The organism is Pseudomonas sp. HLMP, from assembly GCF_046365545.1.
GTDB lineage: Bacteria > Pseudomonadota > Gammaproteobacteria > Pseudomonadales > Pseudomonadaceae > Aquipseudomonas > Aquipseudomonas guariconensis_B.
The window spans coordinates 5,091,267-5,111,417 of record NZ_JBDLLR010000001.1; the positions used below are offsets into that span (position 1 = coordinate 5,091,267).

18 protein-coding genes and 1 pseudogene are annotated in these 20,151 nt (G+C 65.7%); 2 read left to right on the forward strand and 17 right to left on the reverse strand.

Going from position 1 to position 20,151, the window contains the following annotated elements; genetic code table 11:
- Nucleotides 1–35 precede the first annotated feature (35 nt).
- From ABFA30_RS23560 to ABFA30_RS23620, 13 genes and pseudogenes are all read right to left on the reverse strand, one after another.
- Nucleotides 36–920 carry a methyl-accepting chemotaxis protein gene (locus ABFA30_RS23560; protein WP_410046070.1) on the reverse strand — a complete coding sequence of 295 codons (885 nt, stop codon included), beginning with the start codon at nucleotides 918–920 and terminating at the stop codon, nucleotides 36–38.
- A gap of 21 nt (nucleotides 921–941) precedes the next feature.
- Nucleotides 942–1,634 (reverse strand): annotated as a pseudogene (locus tag ABFA30_RS23565) (methyl-accepting chemotaxis protein); the annotation flags it as partial.
- A 552-nt stretch (nucleotides 1,635–2,186) separates the two neighbouring features.
- Nucleotides 2,187–3,479: an adenylosuccinate synthase gene (locus tag ABFA30_RS23570; protein WP_225788953.1), complete on the reverse strand. Its 1,293-nt coding sequence runs from the start codon at nucleotides 3,477–3,479 to the stop codon at nucleotides 2,187–2,189.
- Between the two features lie 56 nt (nucleotides 3,480–3,535).
- Nucleotides 3,536–4,723, reverse strand: coding sequence for an ATP phosphoribosyltransferase regulatory subunit (locus ABFA30_RS23575; protein WP_253103084.1), 1,188 nt, complete (start codon nucleotides 4,721–4,723; stop codon nucleotides 3,536–3,538).
- Between the two features lie 290 nt (nucleotides 4,724–5,013).
- Nucleotides 5,014–5,883, reverse strand: a complete 870-nt coding sequence (gene hflC / locus ABFA30_RS23580; RefSeq protein WP_225788951.1) for a protease modulator HflC — start codon at nucleotides 5,881–5,883, stop codon at nucleotides 5,014–5,016.
- Nucleotides 5,883–7,061, reverse strand: coding sequence for an FtsH protease activity modulator HflK (gene hflK, locus ABFA30_RS23585; protein ID WP_225788950.1), 1,179 nt, complete (start codon nucleotides 7,059–7,061; stop codon nucleotides 5,883–5,885). Before hflK ends, hflC begins: the two co-directional genes overlap by 1 nt.
- Nucleotides 7,062–7,157: 96 nt before the next feature.
- The gene (hflX, locus tag ABFA30_RS23590) at nucleotides 7,158–8,459 is read right to left on the reverse strand and encodes a ribosome rescue GTPase HflX (RefSeq protein ID WP_225788949.1); all 1,302 of its coding nucleotides are present in this window, start codon (nucleotides 8,457–8,459) and stop codon (nucleotides 7,158–7,160) included.
- A 12-nt stretch (nucleotides 8,460–8,471) separates the two neighbouring features.
- A complete protein-coding gene (gene hfq / locus ABFA30_RS23595; protein WP_196176002.1) occupies nucleotides 8,472–8,732 on the reverse strand; it encodes an RNA chaperone Hfq in 261 nt (86 codons plus the stop codon).
- A 94-nt stretch (nucleotides 8,733–8,826) separates the two neighbouring features.
- A complete protein-coding gene (gene miaA, locus ABFA30_RS23600; RefSeq protein ID WP_225788948.1) occupies nucleotides 8,827–9,798 on the reverse strand; it encodes a tRNA (adenosine(37)-N6)-dimethylallyltransferase MiaA in 972 nt (323 codons plus the stop codon).
- Between the two features lies 1 nt (nucleotide 9,799).
- The gene (mutL, locus tag ABFA30_RS23605; RefSeq protein ID WP_225788947.1) at nucleotides 9,800–11,698 is read right to left on the reverse strand and encodes a DNA mismatch repair endonuclease MutL; all 1,899 of its coding nucleotides are present in this window, start codon (nucleotides 11,696–11,698) and stop codon (nucleotides 9,800–9,802) included.
- On the reverse strand, nucleotides 11,695–13,134 hold the full coding sequence (locus tag ABFA30_RS23610; protein ID WP_410046017.1) for an N-acetylmuramoyl-L-alanine amidase: 1,440 nt from the start codon (nucleotides 13,132–13,134) through the stop codon (nucleotides 11,695–11,697). Before ABFA30_RS23610 ends, mutL begins: the two co-directional genes overlap by 4 nt.
- Nucleotides 13,135–13,608, reverse strand: coding sequence for a tRNA (adenosine(37)-N6)-threonylcarbamoyltransferase complex ATPase subunit type 1 TsaE (tsaE, locus tag ABFA30_RS23615; RefSeq protein WP_410046018.1), 474 nt, complete (start codon nucleotides 13,606–13,608; stop codon nucleotides 13,135–13,137).
- On the reverse strand, nucleotides 13,596–14,456 hold the full coding sequence (locus ABFA30_RS23620) for an NAD(P)H-hydrate dehydratase (RefSeq protein ID WP_225788944.1): 861 nt from the start codon (nucleotides 14,454–14,456) through the stop codon (nucleotides 13,596–13,598). Before ABFA30_RS23620 ends, tsaE begins: the two co-directional genes overlap by 13 nt.
- Nucleotides 14,457–14,521: 65 nt before the next feature.
- Between ABFA30_RS23620 and queG the strand changes: the two genes are divergently transcribed.
- Nucleotides 14,522–15,592, forward strand: a complete 1,071-nt coding sequence (queG, locus tag ABFA30_RS23625; RefSeq protein WP_225788943.1) for a tRNA epoxyqueuosine(34) reductase QueG — start codon at nucleotides 14,522–14,524, stop codon at nucleotides 15,590–15,592.
- Between the two features lie 66 nt (nucleotides 15,593–15,658).
- On the opposite strand, the gene ABFA30_RS23630 is transcribed toward queG, so the two are convergent.
- Both ABFA30_RS23630 and orn read right to left on the reverse strand, forming a co-directional pair.
- Entirely contained in the window at nucleotides 15,659–16,270 is a 612-nt protein-coding gene (locus tag ABFA30_RS23630) for a trimeric intracellular cation channel family protein (protein ID WP_225788942.1), read from the reverse strand.
- 108 nt (nucleotides 16,271–16,378) lie between these two features.
- Nucleotides 16,379–16,921 (reverse strand): oligoribonuclease, encoded by a 543-nt coding sequence (gene orn, locus ABFA30_RS23635; RefSeq protein WP_225788941.1) that lies wholly within the window; start codon nucleotides 16,919–16,921, stop codon nucleotides 16,379–16,381.
- Between the two features lie 145 nt (nucleotides 16,922–17,066).
- Here orn and rsgA point away from each other — a divergent pair, with 145 nt between their 5' ends.
- Nucleotides 17,067–18,098, forward strand: a complete 1,032-nt coding sequence (gene rsgA / locus ABFA30_RS23640; RefSeq protein ID WP_225788940.1) for a small ribosomal subunit biogenesis GTPase RsgA — start codon at nucleotides 17,067–17,069, stop codon at nucleotides 18,096–18,098.
- Nucleotides 18,099–18,232: 134 nt separating this feature from the next.
- On the opposite strand, the gene motB is transcribed toward rsgA, so the two are convergent.
- Together motB and motA are read right to left on the reverse strand one after the other, a co-directional pair.
- Entirely contained in the window at nucleotides 18,233–19,252 is a 1,020-nt protein-coding gene (motB, locus tag ABFA30_RS23645) for a flagellar motor protein MotB (protein WP_225788939.1), read from the reverse strand.
- Between the two features lie 3 nt (nucleotides 19,253–19,255).
- Nucleotides 19,256–20,107, reverse strand: coding sequence for a flagellar motor stator protein MotA (gene motA, locus ABFA30_RS23650; RefSeq protein WP_253081062.1), 852 nt, complete (start codon nucleotides 20,105–20,107; stop codon nucleotides 19,256–19,258).
- Between the last annotated feature and the right edge of the window lie 44 nt (nucleotides 20,108–20,151).

Consider the following 20,151-nt stretch of genomic DNA (forward strand, 5'->3'; position numbering starts at 1 on the left):
ACATTGGGGCTGCTTTGCAGCCCCGCCTTCGGTCCTCAGGCGCGGAACTGCCCCAGGCTGGCCCGCAACTGTGCCGCCAGGTCATCCAGTACCTTGCTGCTGGCCGTGGTCTGCATCACCACCTCGGCCGAGCGTTCGGCCTGGGCATGGATATTCTCCACCCGCCCGCGCACCGCCTGGGCGCCATGGGCCTGCTGCTCGGCGGCCCGGGTGGCCAGGCCGATGGCCGCATGCACCTGCTCCACCGCGGCCTGCACCGATTGCTGGCGACGCTCGTTCTCGCGCAGTACCAGCAAGCCCTCGCTGGCCTGGCGCCCCGCCTGGCCGATGGTCGCCACAGCCTCCTTCGCCCCTTGCTGCAGCGCAGCGATATGCGCCTGGATATCCCCGGTGGAGCTTTGTGTCTTGCTCGCCAGGGCCCGCACCTCGTCGGCCACCACGGCGAAACCACGACCGGTCTCGCCAGCCCGGGCCGCCTCGATGGCCGCATTGAGCGCCAGCAGGTTGGTCTGCTCGGCAATACCGTGGATCACCGTCAGCACCACCTCGATCTGCTCGCTCTGCCTGGCCAGCCGCTCGATCACCTCGGAGCCGGTCTCTACCTGCCCGGCGAGGTTCTCGATCAACCCTGCCAACTGGGTCGAGGCGCGGCTGTTGTCATCGGTGGCCTGGCGGATGTCGACCACCTGCTGCAACGCGGCCTGCATGGCCTGGCTCTCGGCCTGGGCCTCGTCAGCCATGCTCGACAGATCGCGCAGGCTGGCCGCGACCTCGTCACGCTGCAACGCGGCGGCGGCATCGGCACCGGCATTGCGCTGGGCCATGGCACCGATTTCCACGCCGGTGCGCTGGGCCACCTCACCGGCCTCACGGACGATGGGCTGCAGCTTGTCGACGAAACGGTTGACCGCCGAGGCCATGTCGCCGATCTCGTCACGGCTGTCGAGGGGCACGCGCCGGGTCAGGTCTCCATCGCCAGCGGCCAGGTCATCGAGGGCCGCGATCAGCAGGCGCAGCTTGCTGACCACTCGCCGCCCCAGGACCACCGCCACCACCAGCAGCACACCCAGGCCCACCAGCACCAACCCCAGGCCGATGCGCCAGCGCAGTTCGGCGGCGGCATCGCGGACGGTCTGCGCGGTGTTGGCCTGCATGGCCGTGGCGCTGTTCTGTGCGGTCTCCAGGCGTGCGCGCAAGGCCTTGCCGCTGTCGGCAGCCGCCGCTACCAGGCTGTCGCCCACCAATTGCTCGCCGCTGGCGATCAAGGCGGTGAAACGCTGGTCCAGGGCCTTGAGTTCCTGCTCGACACCGGCGGTGGACACCCCCATCAGCACCTTGCCGATCTCGGCACCATTGGGGTTGATCGAGGCCTCGACGTAATAGACGGATGGATCCTTGCGCGCGGCATCCAGCACCTTGTCCAATGCCCGCTCGCCCTGGCCCTTCTCGATCAGCGCCTGGTTGATCGGGTTCTGCCGGTTGAGGTAGCGCGTCAGGTGCTGGCCCTGGGCGTCGTCGTAAATGACGAACAGTACGTTGGGATTGCGCTGGGCACGACGGGCGAAGTCCGAGAGCATCGGCACGTCATTGTCCCAGATGGCCCGGGGTGCGACCGAGGCGAGCAATTCGGCCATGTCGTTGGCCGAGTCCTTCAGGTTCTTCTCCAGGGTGGCGCGCAGTTGCTGCTGCTCGCTCTCCAGGCGCGACGACAACCCGGCGCTCAGGCGCTGGCGGGTGCTGGCGGAAAGGCTGTCGAGGCCCGAACGCACGTCCTGGCCAGCCTGCTCCAGCTCCGTGGCGAGCTTGCGGCTGTCGTTGCCCAGACGCTCCCCCAGGTCGGCTTCCAGGGCCGTGACCGTGCTCCGGGTCAGTGCAACGGCAACCAGCACCTGCACCAGAAGAGCGATACCGAGCGCAACAAACACAGGCCGCAGGAGGCGGCTTCGTAACAGTGAAAGGATGGCAGACACGTTGTAACCCTCGTGTTTCTGGCGCCACTATTTTGATGGCAACTACAGACATTTCTTACAGCAAGGGTTGTGCCGCAGGCAGCAGGCATAAACGCCAAATGCACTGACTGTGTTTGTCAGGGTCGGCTTTTTTGCGTAGCAAGACTTTCGGGGGCTATGAAAAACGCCGCGCCCCTTGCGGGAACGCGGCGTTCGATCAGCTTGCGAGGCAGCGGATCAGGCGAACGGGTGACGCAGGACGATGGTCTCGTTGCGGTCCGGGCCGGTGGAGATGATGTCGATCGGCGCGCCGACCAGCTCTTCGATGCGCTTGATGTAGGCGCGAGCGTTAGCGGGCAGTTCTTCCAGGGTCTTGGCGCCCACGGTCGACTCGCTCCAGCCTGGCATCTCTTCGTACACCGGCTTCAGGCCAATGTAGCTGTCGGCGTCGGTCGGGGCGTCGATGACCGCACCGTTTTCATCCTCGTAGCCCACGCAGATGCTGATGGTTTCCAGGCCGTCCAGGACGTCCAGCTTGGTCAGGCACAGGCCGGAGATGCTGTTGACGTCGATGGCACGGCGCAGGATGACGGCATCGAACCAGCCGCAGCGACGGGCACGGCCGGTGGTGGAACCGAACTCATGGCCGCGCTTGGCCAGGGTGGCACCGGTCTCGTCGAACAGTTCGGTCGGGAACGGGCCCGAACCCACACGAGTGGTGTAGGCCTTGGTGATGCCGAGGATGTAGTCCAGGTACATCGGGCCAACGCCGGAGCCGGTGGAGATACCGCCGGCGGTGGTGTTGGAGCTGGTGACATACGGGTAGGTGCCGTGGTCGATATCCAGCAGCGAGCCCTGGGCGCCTTCGAACATGATGTCCTTGCCGGCACGACGCAGGTTGTGCAGCTCGGCGGTGACGTCGAGCATCAGCGGCTTGAGCTGCTCGGCGTAGGCCATGCACTCGTCCAGGGTCTGCTGGAAGTCGATGGCCGGTTCCTTGTAGTAGTTCACCAGCTGGAAGTTGTGGTAATCCAGCAGCTCGCCGAGCTTGGCGGCAAAACGCTCGCGGTGGAACAGGTCGCCCACGCGCAGGCCACGACGGGCCACCTTGTCTTCGTAGGCTGGGCCGATGCCACGGCCGGTGGTGCCGATCTTGGCTTCGCCACGGGCCTTCTCGCGGGCCTGGTCGAGGGCCACGTGGTAGGACAGGATCAACGGGGCAGCCGGGCTGATACGCAGGCGCTCGCGCACCGGTACGCCCTTCTCTTCCAGCTTGGTGATTTCACGCATCAGGGCATCCGGGGCAACGACCACGCCGTTGCCGATCAGGCACTGCACGCCTTCACGCAGGATGCCGGAGGGGATCAGGTGCAGCACGGTCTTCTCACCGTTGATCACCAGGGTGTGACCTGCGTTGTGGCCGCCCTGGTAACGCACGACGGCGGCAGCATGTTCGGTCAGCAGATCGACGATCTTGCCTTTGCCCTCATCACCCCACTGGGTGCCCAGGACGACGACATTCTTACCCATAACACTTGTCCTCATTCACGCAAACTTGGTTGCCGGCCTGCTGCCGGCGAAGAATCTCAATGGGTCAGCGGCAGTACCTGCCAGCGCCCGTCCTGCTGAATCAATTGACGATCACAATCCGCCTCGAAGGCAGCACTCAGCGGCTGGCCAGGCAGGGCCTGGACCACACGCTGGCCCTCGTTGCGCAACTGGCAGACCATCTGCCAGAGGGCCGTGTCGCCGCTGTCGGGCATCCAGATCCCGCCAGAGGGCAGCACGACCTCCGCTCGCCCCAGTGTGACCAGGGTCTTCAAATCCGTGGAGAAACCAGTGGCCGGGCGCGCCCGGCCGAAGTCGGCACCGATGTCGTCATAGCGCCCACCCTGGGCGATCGACTGGCCGACGCCCGGGACGAACACGGCGAACACCACGCCGGTGTGGTAGTGGTAGCCGCGCAGCTCGCCCAGGTCGAAGTACAACGGCAGGTCCGGGTAGCGCGTGGCCAGGCGATCGGCGATCGCCAGCAGATCGTCCAGGGCCGCTAGCACGCTGGCCGGTGCCCGGCCCAGGCGCACGCGGGCCTCGGCCAGCACTTCACGGCCGCCGCACAGTTCGCTCAGCGCGCGCAGCATGTTGCCCAGGTCCACCGGCAGGTCAGCGGTCAATGCATGCACTTCGTCGCTGGCCTTGCGCTGCAGGGCGTCGAACAGCTGCTGCTCGACCGCACCGGAGAGGCCGGCGGCACGGGCCAGGCCGCGGTAGATACCGACGTGGCCCAGGTCCATGTGCACGTCCGGCACATCGGCCAGTTGCAGCATGGCCAGCATCAGGCTGATCACTTCGACGTCGCTGGTGGGGCTGGCATCGCCGTACAGCTCGGCACCCAGCTGGATCGGGCTGCGCGAGGTGGACAGGGCACGCGGCTGGGCATGCAGGACGCTACCGGCATAGCACAGGCGGCTCGGGCCTTCGCGGCGCAGGGTGTGGGCATCGATGCGCGCCACCTGGGGGGTGAAGTCGGCACGAAAGCCCATCAGGCGACCGGACTGCGGGTCGACCACCTTGAAGGTCCGCAGGTCCAGGTCCTGGCCGGCACCGGTGAGCAGCGATTCCAGGTACTCGATATGCGGGGTGACGACCAGTTCGTAACCCCAACTCTGGAACAGGTCCAACACCTGGCGGCGCGCGATCTCGATGCGCGCAGCCTCAGGTGGCAGTACTTCCTCGATGCCATCTGGCAGCAGCCAGCGGTCTACCGTTGCCATTACGCCATTTCCCCTCTGGTCCGGGCGGCTTGCCTGCAGGCGAGCCGTCAGTGAAGCAGGCATTGGCGCACAGCAGCGGGCAGCACCGATCCCAGCGCTACCACCGTACCCAATACCCTCGAATTGCCTTGCGACCTGACCAAACCGTCAACTGGCCGTTTGCCAATCAACCTTGCAGACGCAAAAAAGCCGGGAAATTTCCCGGCTGCCTCATCATACACCCCTTTTCATTCAGGATGCACCCCGACTGGTGTTTTAGCTGCCAGGCGGGGCGCTCCCGAATCAGAGCATCAGGGTTTGCTCTTGTCCAGGAAGCGGAAGAACTCGTTCTTCGGATCCAGGACCAGTACATCGCTCTTGCTGGCGAAGCTCTCGCGGTACGCCTGCAGGCTACGGTAGAACGCATAGAACTCGGCGTCCTGGGTGTAGGCCTTGGCATAGATGGCGGCCGCCTGGGCGTCGCCGTCACCGCGGGTCTCCTCGGCCTCGCGATAGGCCTCGGCCAGCAGCACCCGGCGCTGACGGTCGGCATCGGCGCGAATACCTTCGGCCAACTCGTTACCCTTGGCGCGGTGCTCGCGGGCTTCCCGTTCACGCTCGGTGCTCATCCGGTCGAACACGCTGCGGTTGACTTCCTTCGGCAGGTCGATGGCCTTGACGCGCACGTCGATGACCTCGATGCCCAGCTCCTTGCTGGCCATGCGGTTCAGCGAAGCGGTGATGTCGGCCATCAGCGCGTCACGCTCACCGGAGACCACCTCGTGCAGGGTACGCTTACCGAACTGGTCACGCAGGCCGCTTTCCAGACGACGGGACAGACGCTCGTCGGCGATCTGCTTGAGACCCGAGGTCGCGGTATAGAAGCGCTCGGCGTCCTGGACGCGCCACTTGGCGTAGGCATCGACCATCACCGCTTTCTTCTCCAGGGTCAGGAAGCGCTGGGTCGGGGCATCCAGGGTCATCAGGCGGGCGTCGAACTTGCGCACCTGGTTGACGTATGGAATCTTCACATGCAGGCCCGGCTGGACATCCGCCTGGACCACACGGCCGAACTGCAGCAATACCGCACGTTCGGTCTGGGCCACGATGTAGAAGCTGTTCCAGGCCACGATCGCCAGCACCACGGCGGCGATCAGGACGATCAGCGATTTATTGCTCATCAGCGGCTCTCCCTAGAACGCAGCGACTGTTGTTGCTGTTGCATGTCCTGCGCTGCGCGCACGGCCGCATCGTTGACCGACGCCGGTACGCTGCCACCCGACGCGGCAGAGCTGCTGCGGCTGCCCTCGACCATCTTGTCCAGCGGCAGGTAGAGCAGGTTGTTCTGCCCATCCTTGGTCGCCACCAGGACCTTGCTCGAATTGCTGTAGACCTCCTGCATGGTCTCCAGGTACAGACGCTGACGGGTGACGTCGGGCGCCTTGCGGTACTCGGCGACCAGCTTGGTGAAGCGGTCGGCCTCACCCTTGGCGCGGGCGATCACTTCGTCGCGGTAGCCGTTGGCATCCTCGATGATGCGCTGGGCCTGGCCTCGGGCTTCCGGCACCACGCCGTTGGCATAGGACTCGGCCTGGTTGCGCGCACGCTGCTCGTCCTCACGGGCACGGATCACGTCGTCGAAGGCTTCCTGCACCTCACGCGGGGCTGCCGCGCTCTGTACGTTGACCTGGGTGACGGTGATACCGGTGCGGTAGTTGTCGAGGAAGCGCTGCAGGCGCTCGCGGATGTCCACGGCCATCTGCTCACGACCCTCGGTCAGCACCTGGTCCATGGAGGTGGAGCCCACCACGTGGCGCAGGGCGCTGTCGGTCGCATGCTGCAGGCTGACCTCCGGCTGGTCGACGTTGAGCACGAAGTCCTGCAGGTTGGTGATCTTGTACTGCACGGTCAGCGGCACCTCGACGATGTTCTCGTCCTCGGTGAGCATCTGCCCCTGCTTGGTGTAGGCCCGCTCGCGGGTCACGTTCTCCAGGTACTTGCGATCGATCGGCGGGAAGTAGATGTTCAGGCCCGGGCCAACCGTCTCGTAGTACTTGCCGAAGCGCAGCACCACGGCCTGCTCCTGCTCGTCCACCACGTACACGGCGTTGTACAGCCAGATCGCAGCCAGCACCGCCAGGCCAATGCCCAGCAAGCCGAAGCCGCCACCCTTGCCGATGTTCCTGTCACCACCACCGCGTTTCTTGCCGCTGCCGAACATGCCGTTCAGGCTGTCCTGCAGCTTGCGGAAGGCCTCGTCGAGATCCGGTGGACCTTTCTTGTCGCCACCACCACCGCCACGGCGGCCGCCCCAGGGATCCTGATTGTTCGAGTTGCCACCCGGCTCGTTCCAAGCCATAGCGCTCTCCATCTGATAAAGCAAAGACGCGCCCACGGCGCGCCGTCCAATGCTACAGAATGCCTGTCACGGCTGCCCGGCGACCTCGACGGGCATTTATTGCAAAGTGTGTTGCTCGATGAACACCTGCGGCTCCATACCCTCGCGGCTGACCAGCCGATTGAGTTCGACCCGGGGCAGTCGCACGCTCAGCAGGCTGCTGCCGTGTTCATCATGCACCTCGCCTTGCACCGCGCCGAGAGCGAAGAATTGCGCGCGCAAGCGGGCAAATCGCTGCTCCAGGCGCAGGGTTCCGACAAACAGATCATCCCCCAGCAACTCGGCAATCGCCTGGCCGATCAATTCCAGGCCACGTCCATCACGTGCCGATACCCAAACCCGCTGCGGCTTGCCGTCGGCATCGCGCTGGATCTGCGGCTCGACATCTTCGAGCAGGTCGAGTTTGTTATAGACCTCGAGGATCGGCAAGCCTTCGGCACCGATCTCGCCCAATACCGCCAGTACCTGCTCGATCTGCTCCATGCGCTCGGGCTCATGGGCGTCGATCACGTGCAGCAGCAGGTCGGCGTTGCTCGATTCCTCGAGCGTAGCCCGAAATGCCTCGACCAGCTTGTGCGGCAGGTGGCGGATGAAGCCCACGGTATCGGCCAGCACGATCGGCCCCAGGTCGTCCAGCTCGAGCCGGCGCAGGGTCGGGTCGAGGGTGGCGAAGAGCTGGTCGGCGGCATACACCTGCGAAGCGGTCAGGGCATTGAACAGCGTGGACTTGCCGGCGTTGGTGTAGCCCACCAGCGAGACCGACGGGATGTCCGCGCGCCGGCGCCCGCGCCTGGCTTGCTCGCGCTGGCTGCGCACCTTCTCCAGACGTGCCTTGATCTGCCGCAGGCGCACCCGCAGCAGGCGACGGTCGGTTTCCAGCTGGGTCTCGCCCGGACCGCGCAGGCCGATACCGCCCTTCTGCCGCTCCAGGTGGGTCCAGCCGCGCACCAGCCGCGTGCTCATGTGTTCGAGCTGGGCCAGTTCGACCTGCAGCTTGCCTTCATGGGTACGCGCCCGCTGGGCGAAGATGTCGAGGATCAGCCCGGTACGGTCGAGCACGCGACACTCGAAGACACGTTCGAGGTTGCGCTCCTGGCTGGGCGTGAGGGTGTGATTGAAAATCACCAGGTCTACCTGCTCGGCGTGGACCAGGTCGCGCAGTTCCTCGACCTTGCCGCTGCCAATCAGGTATTTCGCTGTAGGTTGGTGCCGTGCCACTGTCGCCAGCGAAACGATGTCCGCTCCGGCCGACAGTGCCAGTTCCCGAAACTCCTGCGGATCTTCGCGCGCCTCAGGGTTCTGACCTTCCAAGTGAACGAGAAGGGCCCGTTCACCACCACCGTGGCGCTCAAAGAACAATGCAGGCTCCTATCAGGCGTTGCCTGGCTCGGCGTCGCCGTGGTCGGAATCGGACGGGCTTGGCAGGCGAACCGGACGGGCAGGTACCACGGTCGAGATGGCGTGCTTGTAGACCATCTGGCTGACAGTGTTCTTCAGCAGCACCACGAACTGGTCGAAGGATTCGATCGAGCCCTGCAGCTTGATCCCGTTGACCAGGTAGATCGAAACCGGGACCTTTTCTTTTCTCAAGGTGTTCAAGTAAGGGTCTTGTAGCGAATGCCCTTTTGACATATGCCGCACTCCTGTAAGGATCAATAGTAGAAAAACAAGAAAATTCGATAATTCCGGCCGCCCTTTCGCAAGAATAGACGGCATTTGCAGGGACTCAGCTCAATATGGAGACGGTCCCCAGGTATTTCAAGGTGCGGGACAGATTGTCGCAGGCCAGGCTATCCAGCCAATGCACGCCGGACCAGCCGCGCAACCAGGTGAATTGCCGCTTGGCCAGCTGGCGCGTGGCAATGATACCCCGTTCGCGCATCTCTTCGGCCGTCAGCTTGCCGTCCAGATGATCCCAGACCTGCCGATACCCCACTGCCCGTATAGACGGCAGCCCGGCGTGCAAGTCACTTCTGGCTCGCAGCTTTCGGACCTCGTCGACGAAACCCTGTTCCAGCATCTGCGAAAATCGTAACGCAATTCGCTGATGCAAAATGTGACGATCTGTAGGCGCGATGGCCAGGCTGGCGACAGTATAGGGCAAATGCCCGCCCGCGCCTGCGTCTGCCTCGCGACTTTCCGCGAATTGACGCCGCCGATGCGCGGTCATGCTCTGCCCACTGACCCGGTAGACTTCCAGGGCACGGATCAGCCGCTGCGGGTCGTTGGGGTGGATACGCGCCGCCGACTCCGGATCGACCTCGGCCAATTGCCGATGCAGCTCGGCCAGGCCCAGCTCCCGGGCTTGGGCCTCCAGCTCGGCGCGTACCGCGGCATCGGCCGCCGGCATATCCGCCAGGCCGTCGACCAGGGCCTTGTAGTACAGCATGGTGCCGCCGACCAGCAGCGGGACCCTGCCCCGCGCGGTGATCTCGGCCATGGCCTGCAGGGCATCGGTGCAGAATTGCGCGGCCGAATAGCTCTCGGCCGGGTCGAGGATATCGATCAACCGGTGCGGGTGGGCGGCCAGTACTTCCTTCGATGGCTTGGCGGTACCGATGTCCATGCCACGGTAGACCAGCGCCGAGTCGACGCTGATCAGCTCGCAGGGCAGCACCTTGGTCAGCTCGATGGCCAGGTCGGTCTTGCCGGCCGCCGTCGGGCCCATGAGGAATATCGCTGGGGGCTTGCCGCTCATCTCATCGACCGCGCAGGAAGAGTTTGTCCAGGTCGTCCAGGCCAAGCTGGGTCCAGGTCGGCCGGCCATGGTTGCATTGGCCGCTGCGCTCGGTGTTCTCCATGTCGCGCAGCAGCGCGTTCATCTCGGGGATGGCCAGGCGACGATTGGCGCGCACGGCGCCGTGGCAGGCCATGGTACCGAGCAGTTCGTTCAGGTGCGCCTGGATGCGATCGCTGGTGCCGTACTCCATCAGGTCGCCGAGCACGTCCTGGACCAGGCGATTGGCCTCGGCCTGCTTGAGCAACGCCGGGATCTGGCGAATCGCCAGGGTTTCCGGGCCCAGGCGCTGGAGCTCGAAGCCCAGGCGCTGGAACCACTGCGCATGCTCCTCGGCACAGTCCGCCTCGCGCTGGCTGAGCGCCAGCGACTCGGGCACCAGCAGCGGCTGGCCGCTCAGGCCCTCGCTGGCCATGGCCACCTTGAGCCGTTCGTACATGATCCGCTCATGGGCCGCGTGCATGTCCACCAGCACCAGGCCGATGGCGTTCTCGGCCAGGATATAGATGCCCTTGAGCTGGGCCAGCGCATAGCCCAGCGGCGGTATGTCGCCCTGGCTTTCCGGCAGCGCCACGGGGCTGGCCACGCCGCTCTCCAGCGGGGCGAAGAACTCGCGGTAGACCGCCTGGGCCTCGGCGGCCGGCACGGGCTGCGCGGGGCGCGGGCTGTAGCTGTACTGATAGCCCGCCCCACTACCACCGGAAAACGCCTGGCGTGGCTCGGCTTGGGGCTGCTCGAGCACCGGCGAGGCCAGGCGCATCTCGCCCTGAGGGCCGAACTCGCCCGCCTGCTGGCCCGTGGGGCGAACGATCTCGCTCACCGCCGCCGGCGCGGCCACCTGGTCCTCCGGACGCACGTCCGCCAGGGCTCGGTGCAGGGTGCCGTAGAGGAAGTCGTGGACCATGCGCCCTTCGCGAAAGCGCACTTCGTGCTTGGTCGGGTGCACGTTGACGTCGACCCCGTTCGGCTCCAGCTCGAGGAACAGCACGAAGGTCGGGTGCCGGCCGTTGAACAGCACGTCGCGGTATGCCTGGCGCACGGCGTGGGCCACCAGCTTGTCGCGCACCGCGCGGCCATTGACGAAGAAGTACTGCAGGTCTGCCTGGCTGCGCGAGAAGGTCGGCAAACCGACCCAGCCCCACAGGCGCAGGCCGTTGCGCTCGACATCGATCGGCAACGCCTGCTCGAGGAAGCCCGGCCCGCAGATGGCACCGACCCGCCTGGCCCGGGCGATCTCGTCGGGCGCCTCGTGCAGGCTGAGGACGCTCTTGCCGTTGTGCCGCAGGTGGAAGCCGACGTCGAAACGCGCCAGGGCCAGACGCCGGATGACTTCCTGCAGGTGGTCGAACTCGGTCTTCTCCGACTTGAGGAACTTGCGCCGGGCCGGGGTATTGAAGAACAGGTCGCGCACCTCCACCGAGGTGCCGACCGGGTGCGCGGCCGGCTGCACCCGCGGCGTCATGTCACGGCCTTCGGTCTCCACCTGCCAGGCCTCGCCGGCACTGGCCGTGCGCGAGGTCAGGGTCAGGCGCGCCACCGAACTGATCGAGGCCAGCGCTTCGCCACGGAACCCCAGGCTGAGCACCCCTTCGAGGTCCTCCAGCTCGCGGATCTTGCTGGTGGCATGGCGGGCCAGGGCCAAAGGCAGATCGTCGGGGGCGATGCCACCACCGTCGTCACGCACGCGCAGCAGCTTGACCCCGCCCTGCTCGACATCGATGTCGATACGCCGGGCGCCGGAGTCCAGGCTGTTTTCCAGCAGTTCCTTGGCCACCGATGCCGGGCGCTCGACCACCTCGCCAGCGGCGATCTGGTTGGCCAGCCGAGGGCTGAGCAACTGGATACGAGAACCACCACTCATCGCTGGGACGCCAGGGTGGTGCTGGGGATATCGAGGTGCTGGCCGACCTTCAGCTCATCGCTCTTGAGGCTGTTGGTGCTGCGCAGGCTGGCCACGCTGACCTGGTAGCGCACGGCGATCATGGCCAGGGTCTCGCCCGGGCGTACCGTATGCTCGCGGGGCCCCTGGGCGATCTTGCCGCTGTCACGCAGCCAGGCGATGTAGGTGCCCGGCGGCGGGTTCTGCTGGAAGTACTGGCGCACGCCGGTATGGATCGAACGCGCCAGGGCCTGCTGGTGGCTCCGGGTGGCCAGCTTGGCGGCCTCGTTGGCGTTGGAGATGAACCCGGTTTCCACAAGGATCGATGGGATGTCCGGCGATTTCAGCACCATGAAGCCAGCCTGCTCCACACGCCGCTTGTGCAGCGGAGTGATACGGCCCATGTTGCCCAGCACCTTCTGGCCGACATCGAGGCTGGAGCTGAGGGTAGCGGTCATCGACAGGTCCAGCAGTACACCGGCCAGCATGCGGTCCTTGTCGTCCAGGCTGACGTTGCCAGCCCCGCCGATCAGGTCGGAACGGTTCTCCGTGTCGGCCAGCCAGCGCGCGGTCTCGGACGTGGCGCCACGGTCGGACAGGGCGAATACCGAAGCACCGAAGGCGGCCTTGGACGGCGCGGCATCGGCGTGGACCGAGATGAACAGGTCGGCGCCCTTCTTGCGGGCGATCTCGGTGCGCTTGCGCAGCGGGATGAAGTAGTCGCCCGTGCGGGTCAGCTCGGCGCGGTAACCCTTCTCGGTGTTGATCTGGCGCTGCAGTTCCTTGGCGATCTGCAGCACGATGTCTTTTTCATGCTGGCCACGCGAGCCCGAGGCGCCCGGGTCCTCGCCGCCGTGGCCGGCGTCGATGGCGATGACGATATCGCGCTTGCCGCTGGACACCGGCGGCAACTTGATCGCCGGCTGCGCGGGGGTCACCGGCACCGCCGGGGTGGTGGCAGGCGTACGCGCCGGCGGTGGCGTCGGCGCACTGGCGGCGATGGCGTCGGCTTCTCGGTCGTACAGGTCGACCACCAGGCGATTACCGTACTGGGCGTTGGGGGTCAGGGTGAAGCTCTTGGGAGTGACCGCCTGCTTGAGGTCGACCACCACGCGCAGGTCGGTGGGCGTGCGCTGGGCCGAACGCACGTTGCTGATCGGCGTGTTGGAGGTGGAGACGTTCAGCGGCCCGCCCAGGGTCGCCCCATTGATGTCGATGACCAGGCGGTCTGGCGCGGTCAGGGTGAAGACGCTGTGCTGCACGGGACCGGACAGGTCGAAGACCAGCCGCGTGTTATCCGGTGCGCGCCATAGGCGCATGCTCTTGACTTGCGTGACGGCCAGAGCGTCAACGGTCACCGCTGTCAGCAGCAGCCCAACGACGGCGACCAGTGCGCGTATGCGCATACCTAACCCCATTTACTGTTTGAATTCTACGGCCAGAGCGGCGCACCAGGACTCACCGCGAGCCCCCTGCGGTGACAGGATCAGCGAGCGCCCGCCCGCCTGCGGGCTTATGGTAATGGTCAGGTCGGGCTTTGGCAAAACGCCCGCACCCTTTTGCGGCCATTCGAACAGGCACAGCGGGTCGCCCTCGAAGTAGTCGCGGATCCCCATGAACTCCAGTTCCTCAGGATCGACCAGGCGGTACAGGTCGAAATGGAAGGCGCACACCTCGCCGATCTCGTAGGGCTCGACCACGGTGAACGTGGGGCTCTTGACCGGGCCCGTATGGCCCAGGCCGCGGATCAACCCACGCGACAGCGTGGTCTTGCCGGCGCCCAGGTCACCCTCGAGAAAGATCACGCCATGACCGCCCGTCAGCTGGGCCAGACGAGCGCCGAAGGCGACGGTGGCCGCCTCGTCGGCCAGAAACAGGGTTATGCCTGACACGCTGAATGCTCCTCCAACAATTCACGAATGACCGGCACCAGGTCGCTGGCTGCCAGCCCTCTTCCTTTCACCCCCAGGCGCTCGCCGGCACAGGCGTGCAGCCACACCCCCAGGCCGGCCGCCGACCAGGCGTCCAGCCCCTGGGCCAGCAGGGCGGCCAGCACGCCAGTGAGCACGTCGCCAAGGCCGGCACCGGCCATCGCCGGATGGCCGCGCCCGCACAGCACCAGTTGCCCGGCCGGGTCGGCCACCAGCGTACCGGCCCCCTTGAGCACGCAGACGCTGGCATGCTTGCGAGCCAGCTTGCGGGCCGCGCCCGGCCGGTCGGCCTGCACGGCCTCGGTGGAAATACCCAACAGACGCGCCGCCTCACCCGGATGAGGGGTGAGGATACTGCCACTGGGCAACGCCAGGGGCGTATGAGCCAGCAGGTTCAGCGCGTCGGCGTCCCATACCTGCGGCAGGTGGGCATTGGCCACCGCCGACAGCAAGCTGCGGCCCCAGGCGGCCTGGCCCAGGCCCGGGCCGACCACCAGCACCGAAGCCCGTTCGAGCAGGCCCTGCAACTGGTTGGCCGAGTTCGTCCCCAGCCACATGGTCTCGGGCAGGCGGGTCAGGCCAGCGGCGACGTGCTCCGGGCGGGTGGCCACGCTCACCAGGCCGGCCCCGCAGCGCAGCGCGGCCTCGGCGCTGAGCAGCACCGCGCCGCCGGTACCCAGGTCGCCACCGACGATGAGCACATGGCCGAAATCGCCCTTGTGGGCGTGCGCACGGCGTGGCGGCAGGCTGGCGATGCTCACGCTGCTGAGCAGCTGTGGGGCATTGGCAGGGTGTTTGGTCTGGGGCATGGGGTCAAAGGCTCCGATGTCTGGCAGAATTATACGCACCTGATCCTGTATTGCCTTGTCCATCCATGTCCGCTCACACCCCTGACCTCGCCGCGCTGTCCCAATCGATCAAGGATTGGGGCCGGGAACTCGGTTTCGCCCACGTCGGTATCGCCGGCGTGGACCTTGGCGAGCATGAACAGCACCTGCAACGCTGGCTGGCGGCCGGCTACCAGGGCGAGATGGACTACATGGCCGCCCATGGCAGCAAGCGCTCCCACCCCGAGCAACTGGTACCCGGCACCTTGCGCGTGGTGTCGCTGCGCATGGACTACCTGCCCGGCGACACGCGCATGGCGCAACAGCTCGCCCAGCCCGAGAAGGCCTATGTCTCGCGCTATGCTCTGGGCCGCGACTACCACAAGCTGGTACGCAAGCGTGTGCAGCACCTGGCCGAGCGCGTGCAACAGGCGATCGGCCCGTTCGGCTTTCGCGCCTTCGTCGACAGCGCCCCGGTGCTGGAGAAGGCCATCGCCCAGCAGGCCGGCCTGGGCTGGATCGGCAAGAACACCTTGCTGCTCAACCGCAAGGCCGGCAGCTACTTCTTCCTCGCCGAGCTGTTCGTCGACCTGCCGCTGCCGGTGGACGAGGCCCAGGCCAGCGAGCACTGCGGCCGCTGCCAGGCATGCCTGGACATCTGCCCGACCAAGGCCTTCGTCGGCCCCTACGTGCTCGATGCACGGCGCTGCATTTCCTACCTGACCATCGAGCTCAAGCAAGCGATCCCGGTGGAACTGCGCCCGCTGATCGGCAACCGGGTGTTCGGCTGCGACGACTGCCAGATCGTCTGTCCGTGGAACCGCTTCGCCCGGCCGACCCAGGAGAACGACTTCAAGCCGCGCCACGGTCTGGACAACGCCGAGCTGGCGGAGCTGTTTCTCTGGGACGAAAGCACCTTCCTCAGCAATACCGAGGGTTCGCCGCTGCGCCGAGCAGGCTACGAGCGCTGGCTACGCAACCTGGCGGTGGGGCTGGGCAATGCGCCGACGACCATACCGGTGCTGGAGGCCTTGCGAGCGCGGCGCGAGCACCCCTCGGATCTGGTGCGCGAGCACGTGGCCTGGGCCCTGGCGCAGCATGGCCAAGCCTCCAGCTGACTTGCGCCGCTCAACCAAGCCGGGCACGCCCTCGGCACCAACGCCAATCCGCCTGCAGCTCGAAATTCACGGCTGATCGTTGTAGTGGAACTTGGGCATTTCCCAGTGGAAGCGAATCGCCAGCAGGCGCACCAGGAACCCGCCGAACAAGGTCAGCAGCATGGCCTGTTCGGCTGGCACCTTGAAATGCACGCACCCCAGGTAGAACCAGGCCGCGGCGAAGGACACGCTGGCATACAGTTCGCGACGGAATACCAAGGGGATGTCGTTGCAGAAGATGTCCCGCAGAATGCCGCCAAACACCCCGGTAATGACCCCGCTGATCGAAGCCACCAGCAGGCCCTGCCCCATCTCCAGGGCGGTCATGCAGCCGATGAGGGTGAAGGCCACCAGCCCCAGGGCATCGAGCACCAGAAACAGCGAGCGCAGATGGCGCATGAGCGGTGCGATGAAAATCGTCAACAAGGCCGCGAAACTGGTCAGCACCAGGTACTCCGGGTGTTTCACCCAGGTCAGCGGATAGTGCCCCAACAGCACGTCGCGCACCGAGCCGCCGCCCAGGGCGGTGACGCAGGCGATCAACACCACGCCGAACCAGTCCATGCCTCGCCGGCCTGCCGACAAGGCTCCGGTCATGGCTTCAGCGGTAATCGCAATCAGGTAAAGCATCAACAGCATGGTGCAGGTCCAGAAGAAGCGACAAGCTGCAAGCGCCAAGCCAAAAGCAATACGCGCGCTCGAGCGCGCCGTTGCTCAACTTGAAGCTTGCAGCTCGGGGCTTGAAGCTTAGAGTTTGATGAAATGTTCGCGGTAGTGACGCAGCTCGGCGATCGACTCGCGGATATCGTCCAGCGCCAGGTGGGTACCGCCCTTCTTGAAGCTGTCGCGCACCTGCGGGGCCCAGCGTGCGGCCAGTTCCTTGAGGGTGGAGACGTCGAGGTTACGGTAGTGGAAGTAGCCTTCGAGCGCCGGCATGTGGCGATACAGGAAACGCCGGTCCTGGCAGATGCTGTTGCCGCAGATCGGCGACTTACCCTTGGGCACCCATTGTTCGAGGAACGCCAGGGTCTGCGCCTCGGCCTCGGCCATGCCGATGCGGCTTTCGCGCACGCGCTGGGTCAGGCCCGAGGCACCGTGGGTGCGGGTGTTCCACTCGTCCATGCGCGCCAGCACCTCGTCGCTGTGATGGATCGCGATTACCGGGCCCTCGGCCAGGGTGTTCAGCTCGCTGTCGGTGACGATGGTGGCCATCTCGATGATGACGTCGTTGTCCGGATCCAGGCCGGTCATTTCCAGATCGATCCAGATCAGGTTCTGTGGGTTCTGCATGAAAGAGCTCCTCGAATAGGCCGTCATATTAGCCTAGCGGTCGCTGCCGATGCATTCGCGCTGGAAAGGTAACGGAATGGCACGCCAGCCGGGCGTGCTAAACTGCCTGCCGTTTTTCCTTCTGCCCCGCCGACACGGAACCTCCATGGCCAAACGCCAGCTCAACCGCCGCCAGAACTGGCGCATCGAAAAGATCCAGGGCGAACGCGCCGCCCGCGCTGCCAAACGCGAGCAGCATGCCCTGCAGGAACTGGAAGGTGGCGACCTGGGGCCTGAGCAACTGGGCCTGGTGATCGCCCACTTCGGCGTGCAGGTGGAGGTCGAGGCCCAGGACAGCGAGGCGGCAGGCCAGGTGTTCCGCTGCCACCTGCGGGCCAACCTGCCGGCGCTGGTCACCGGCGACCGGGTGGTGTGGCGTGCCGGCAACCAGGGCAACGGCGTGATCGTCGCGCAGATGCCGCGCAGCGCCGAGCTGTGCCGACCGAACAACCATGGCCAGCTCAAGCCGGTAGCGGCCAACGTCGATCTGATCGTGATCGTTTTCGCCCCGGCCCCCGAGCCCCAGGCCAACCTGATCGATCGCTACCTGGTGGCGGCCGAGCATGCGGGCATCCGCCCCCTGCTGCTGCTGAACAAGGCCGACCTGATCGACGAGGGCAATGCCTCGACGCTCGAGGCCCTGCTGGCGGTGTACCGCGAGCTGGGCTACCCGCTGCTGGAGGTTTCGGCCCACCAGGGCGATGGCATGCAGCGCCTGCAACAGGCGCTGGACGGGCATATCAGCGTCTTCGTCGGCCAGTCCGGGGTGGGCAAGTCATCGCTGGTCAACAGCCTGCTGCCGCAGGCGCAGACCCGCGTGGGCGATCTCTCCGAGTGGTCCGGCCAGGGCACCCACACCACGACCACTGCCCGCCTCTATCACTTCCCCAATGGCGGCGACCTGATCGACTCGCCCGGCATCCGCGAGTTCGGCCTGGGCCATGTCAGCCGCGACGACGTCGAGGCAGGCTTCATCGAGTTCCGCGACCTGCTCGGCCATTGCCGCTTCCGCGACTGCAAGCACGACCGCGAGCCTGGCTGCGCCCTGCTCCAGGCGCTGGAGGAAGGGCGCATCAAGCCGCAGCGGATGAGCAGCTACCGCTCGATCATTGCCAGCTTGGCGCAGGACAGCTACTGAGCCCGGGCATCGGCGTTGGCCTTTTCGCGGGCAAGCCCGCTCCCACAAGGGCCGAGTCGATCATGAATGAGGCGGGTTGCAGCCCCGTGTGGGAGCGGGCTTGCCCGCAAAAGGGCCAGCACTGACAGCAGGAATTATTCCTGGGCGTCATCCATCTTCAGCACGCCATCCTCGAAGATATTCAGCTTTTGACGTAGCTCGCGTGGCTGCATCGGCGCCTGGGCGGCATCGCCCTGGCCCGGCGCCGGCGAAGCCGAGGCACCCGGTGCGCCATCGGCGGGCGTCTCCGGCGCTTGCTGTGTGCCCTGCTCGCCTTCGATGGTGCGCTGGGCCTTCTTGGTCAGGACGATGATGTCGATACGCCGGTTGACCGGGTTGAACGGATCCTTGCGGTCGAACAGCGACGACGAGGCATAGCCGACCACCCGCGCCACCTGCGCATCTGGATAGCCACCGGCGACCAGCGCCCGGCGCGCGGCGTTGGCACGGCTGGCCGACAGCTCCCAGTTGCCGAACTCGCCAGTGCCGGCATAGGGCTTGGCATCGGTATGGCCGCTGATGCTGATCTTGTTCGGCACCGCCTTGATGGTGTCGGCCATGGCCAGCAGGATGTCCTCGAAGTACGGCTGCAGGCGCGCACTGCCCAGGTCGAACATCGGCCGGTTCTCGGCGTCCATGATTTGGATGCGCAGGCCATCCTGGGTGATCTCGAACAGGATCTGGTCCTTGAACTTCTGCAGCTGGGGATTTTCCTCGACCTTGTTCTGCAGTTCCTGCAACAGCAACTGGAGGCGTTCCTGCTCGACCTGCTCGGCCAGGCTCTCGACCCGGTCCTTGTCCAGCTGGATGCTGGTGTCGGGCATAGGCTCGGACTCCGCCTCCGGGTTGATGGTCTTCTCCGGCGCCAGTTTCGGCGAGCCGCCCAGGTCGATGATGTAGGGGGTACCGCTCTCGGAAAAGCCAATCGGGTCCTTGAAGTAGCCGGCGATGGCGATCTTCTGCTCGGGCGTGGCCGTGGACAGCAACCAGAGCACCAGGAAGAACGCCATCATCGCCGTGGCGAAGTCAGCGAAGGCGATCTTCCAGGAACCACCGTGGTGGCCGTCGCCAAAGCGCTTGACGCGCTTGACGATGATGGGTTGATTGTTCTCCATGGCTTAGCGACCGCGGACCGCTTGTTCCAGTTCGGCGAAGCTCGGACGGTGCGCCGGGTACAACACCTTGCGGCCGAACTCCACGGCCAACGACGGCGGCATGCCGGAAGCCGAGGCCACCAGCGAGGCCTTGATCGCCTCGTAGACGTTCAGTTCTTCCTTGGCGTCGTGGCGCAAGGCGTTGGACAGCGGGCCGAAGAAGCCATAGGCGGCGAGAATACCGAAGAAGGTACCCACCAGCGCCGCGCCCACATGCAGGCCGATGGACGTCTGGTCGCCATCGCCCAGGGACGCCATGGTCACCACGATGCCCAGGACCGCCGCGACGATACCGAAGCCCGGCATGCCGTCGGCAACGCTGTTCACCGCGTGCGCAGGGTGGTCCAGCTCTTCCTTCAGGCTCATCAGTTCCATGTCGAACAGGCCCTCGAGCTCGTGCGGGGCCATGTTGCCGGTGGACATGATGCGCAGGTAGTCGCAGACGAACGCGGTCATGCGCTCGTCGCCCAGCACCGTCGGGTACTTGGCGAAGATAGGGCTGGCGGCCGGGTCTTCGATGTCACCCTCGATGGCCATCATGCCTTCGCGGCGGCTCTTGTTGAGGATCTCGTAGATCAGGCCCAGCACCTCCAGGTAGAAAGTGTGGGTGAAGCGGGTGCCGAACATCTTCAGCGACTTCTTCATCACATGCAGGGTCATGTGGCCAGGGTTGGCCTGAAGAAACGCACCGAAGGCGGCACCACCGATGATCAGCACTTCGAACGGCTGGATCAGTGCCGCGATCTTGCCGTGGGAAAGCACGTATCCGCCGAGCACGCTCGCGATTACGACGATGATGCCGATAATTTTAGCCATAGGTTCAAAGCACTTGCAGTCAGGGTCAGGGGCGGGCGCATTGG

Bases quoted from the DNA above. Each gene is read 5' to 3' on its own strand.
- ABFA30_RS23610 (WP_410046017.1), bottom strand. From the start codon at position 13,134: ATGGGGTTAGGTATGCGCATACGCGCACTGGTCGCCGTCGTTGGGCTG.
- queG (WP_225788943.1), top strand. From the start codon at position 14,522: ATGTCCGCTCACACCCCTGACCTCGCCGCGCTGTCCCAATCGATCAAG.
- motA (WP_253081062.1), bottom strand. From the start codon at position 20,107: ATGGCTAAAATTATCGGCATCATCGTCGTAATCGCGAGCGTGCTCGGC.
- ABFA30_RS23560 (WP_410046070.1), bottom strand. From the start codon at position 920: ATGGCCTCGGCGGTCAACCGTTTCGTCGACAAGCTGCAGCCCATCGTC.
- rsgA (WP_225788940.1), top strand. From the start codon at position 17,067: ATGGCCAAACGCCAGCTCAACCGCCGCCAGAACTGGCGCATCGAAAAG.
- hfq (WP_196176002.1), bottom strand. From the start codon at position 8,732: ATGTCAAAAGGGCATTCGCTACAAGACCCTTACTTGAACACCTTGAGA.
- mutL (WP_225788947.1), bottom strand. From the start codon at position 11,698: ATGAGTGGTGGTTCTCGTATCCAGTTGCTCAGCCCTCGGCTGGCCAAC.
- hflK (WP_225788950.1), bottom strand. From the start codon at position 7,061: ATGGCTTGGAACGAGCCGGGTGGCAACTCGAACAATCAGGATCCCTGG.
- ABFA30_RS23620 (WP_225788944.1), bottom strand. From the start codon at position 14,456: ATGCCCCAGACCAAACACCCTGCCAATGCCCCACAGCTGCTCAGCAGC.
- miaA (WP_225788948.1), bottom strand. From the start codon at position 9,798: ATGAGCGGCAAGCCCCCAGCGATATTCCTCATGGGCCCGACGGCGGCC.
- ABFA30_RS23575 (WP_253103084.1), bottom strand. From the start codon at position 4,723: ATGGCAACGGTAGACCGCTGGCTGCTGCCAGATGGCATCGAGGAAGTA.
- ABFA30_RS23630 (WP_225788942.1), bottom strand. From the start codon at position 16,270: ATGCTGTTGATGCTTTACCTGATTGCGATTACCGCTGAAGCCATGACC.
- orn (WP_225788941.1), bottom strand. From the start codon at position 16,921: ATGCAGAACCCACAGAACCTGATCTGGATCGATCTGGAAATGACCGGC.
- hflC (WP_225788951.1), bottom strand. From the start codon at position 5,883: ATGAGCAATAAATCGCTGATCGTCCTGATCGCCGCCGTGGTGCTGGCG.
- ABFA30_RS23570 (WP_225788953.1), bottom strand. From the start codon at position 3,479: ATGGGTAAGAATGTCGTCGTCCTGGGCACCCAGTGGGGTGATGAGGGC.
- motB (WP_225788939.1), bottom strand. From the start codon at position 19,252: ATGGAGAACAATCAACCCATCATCGTCAAGCGCGTCAAGCGCTTTGGC.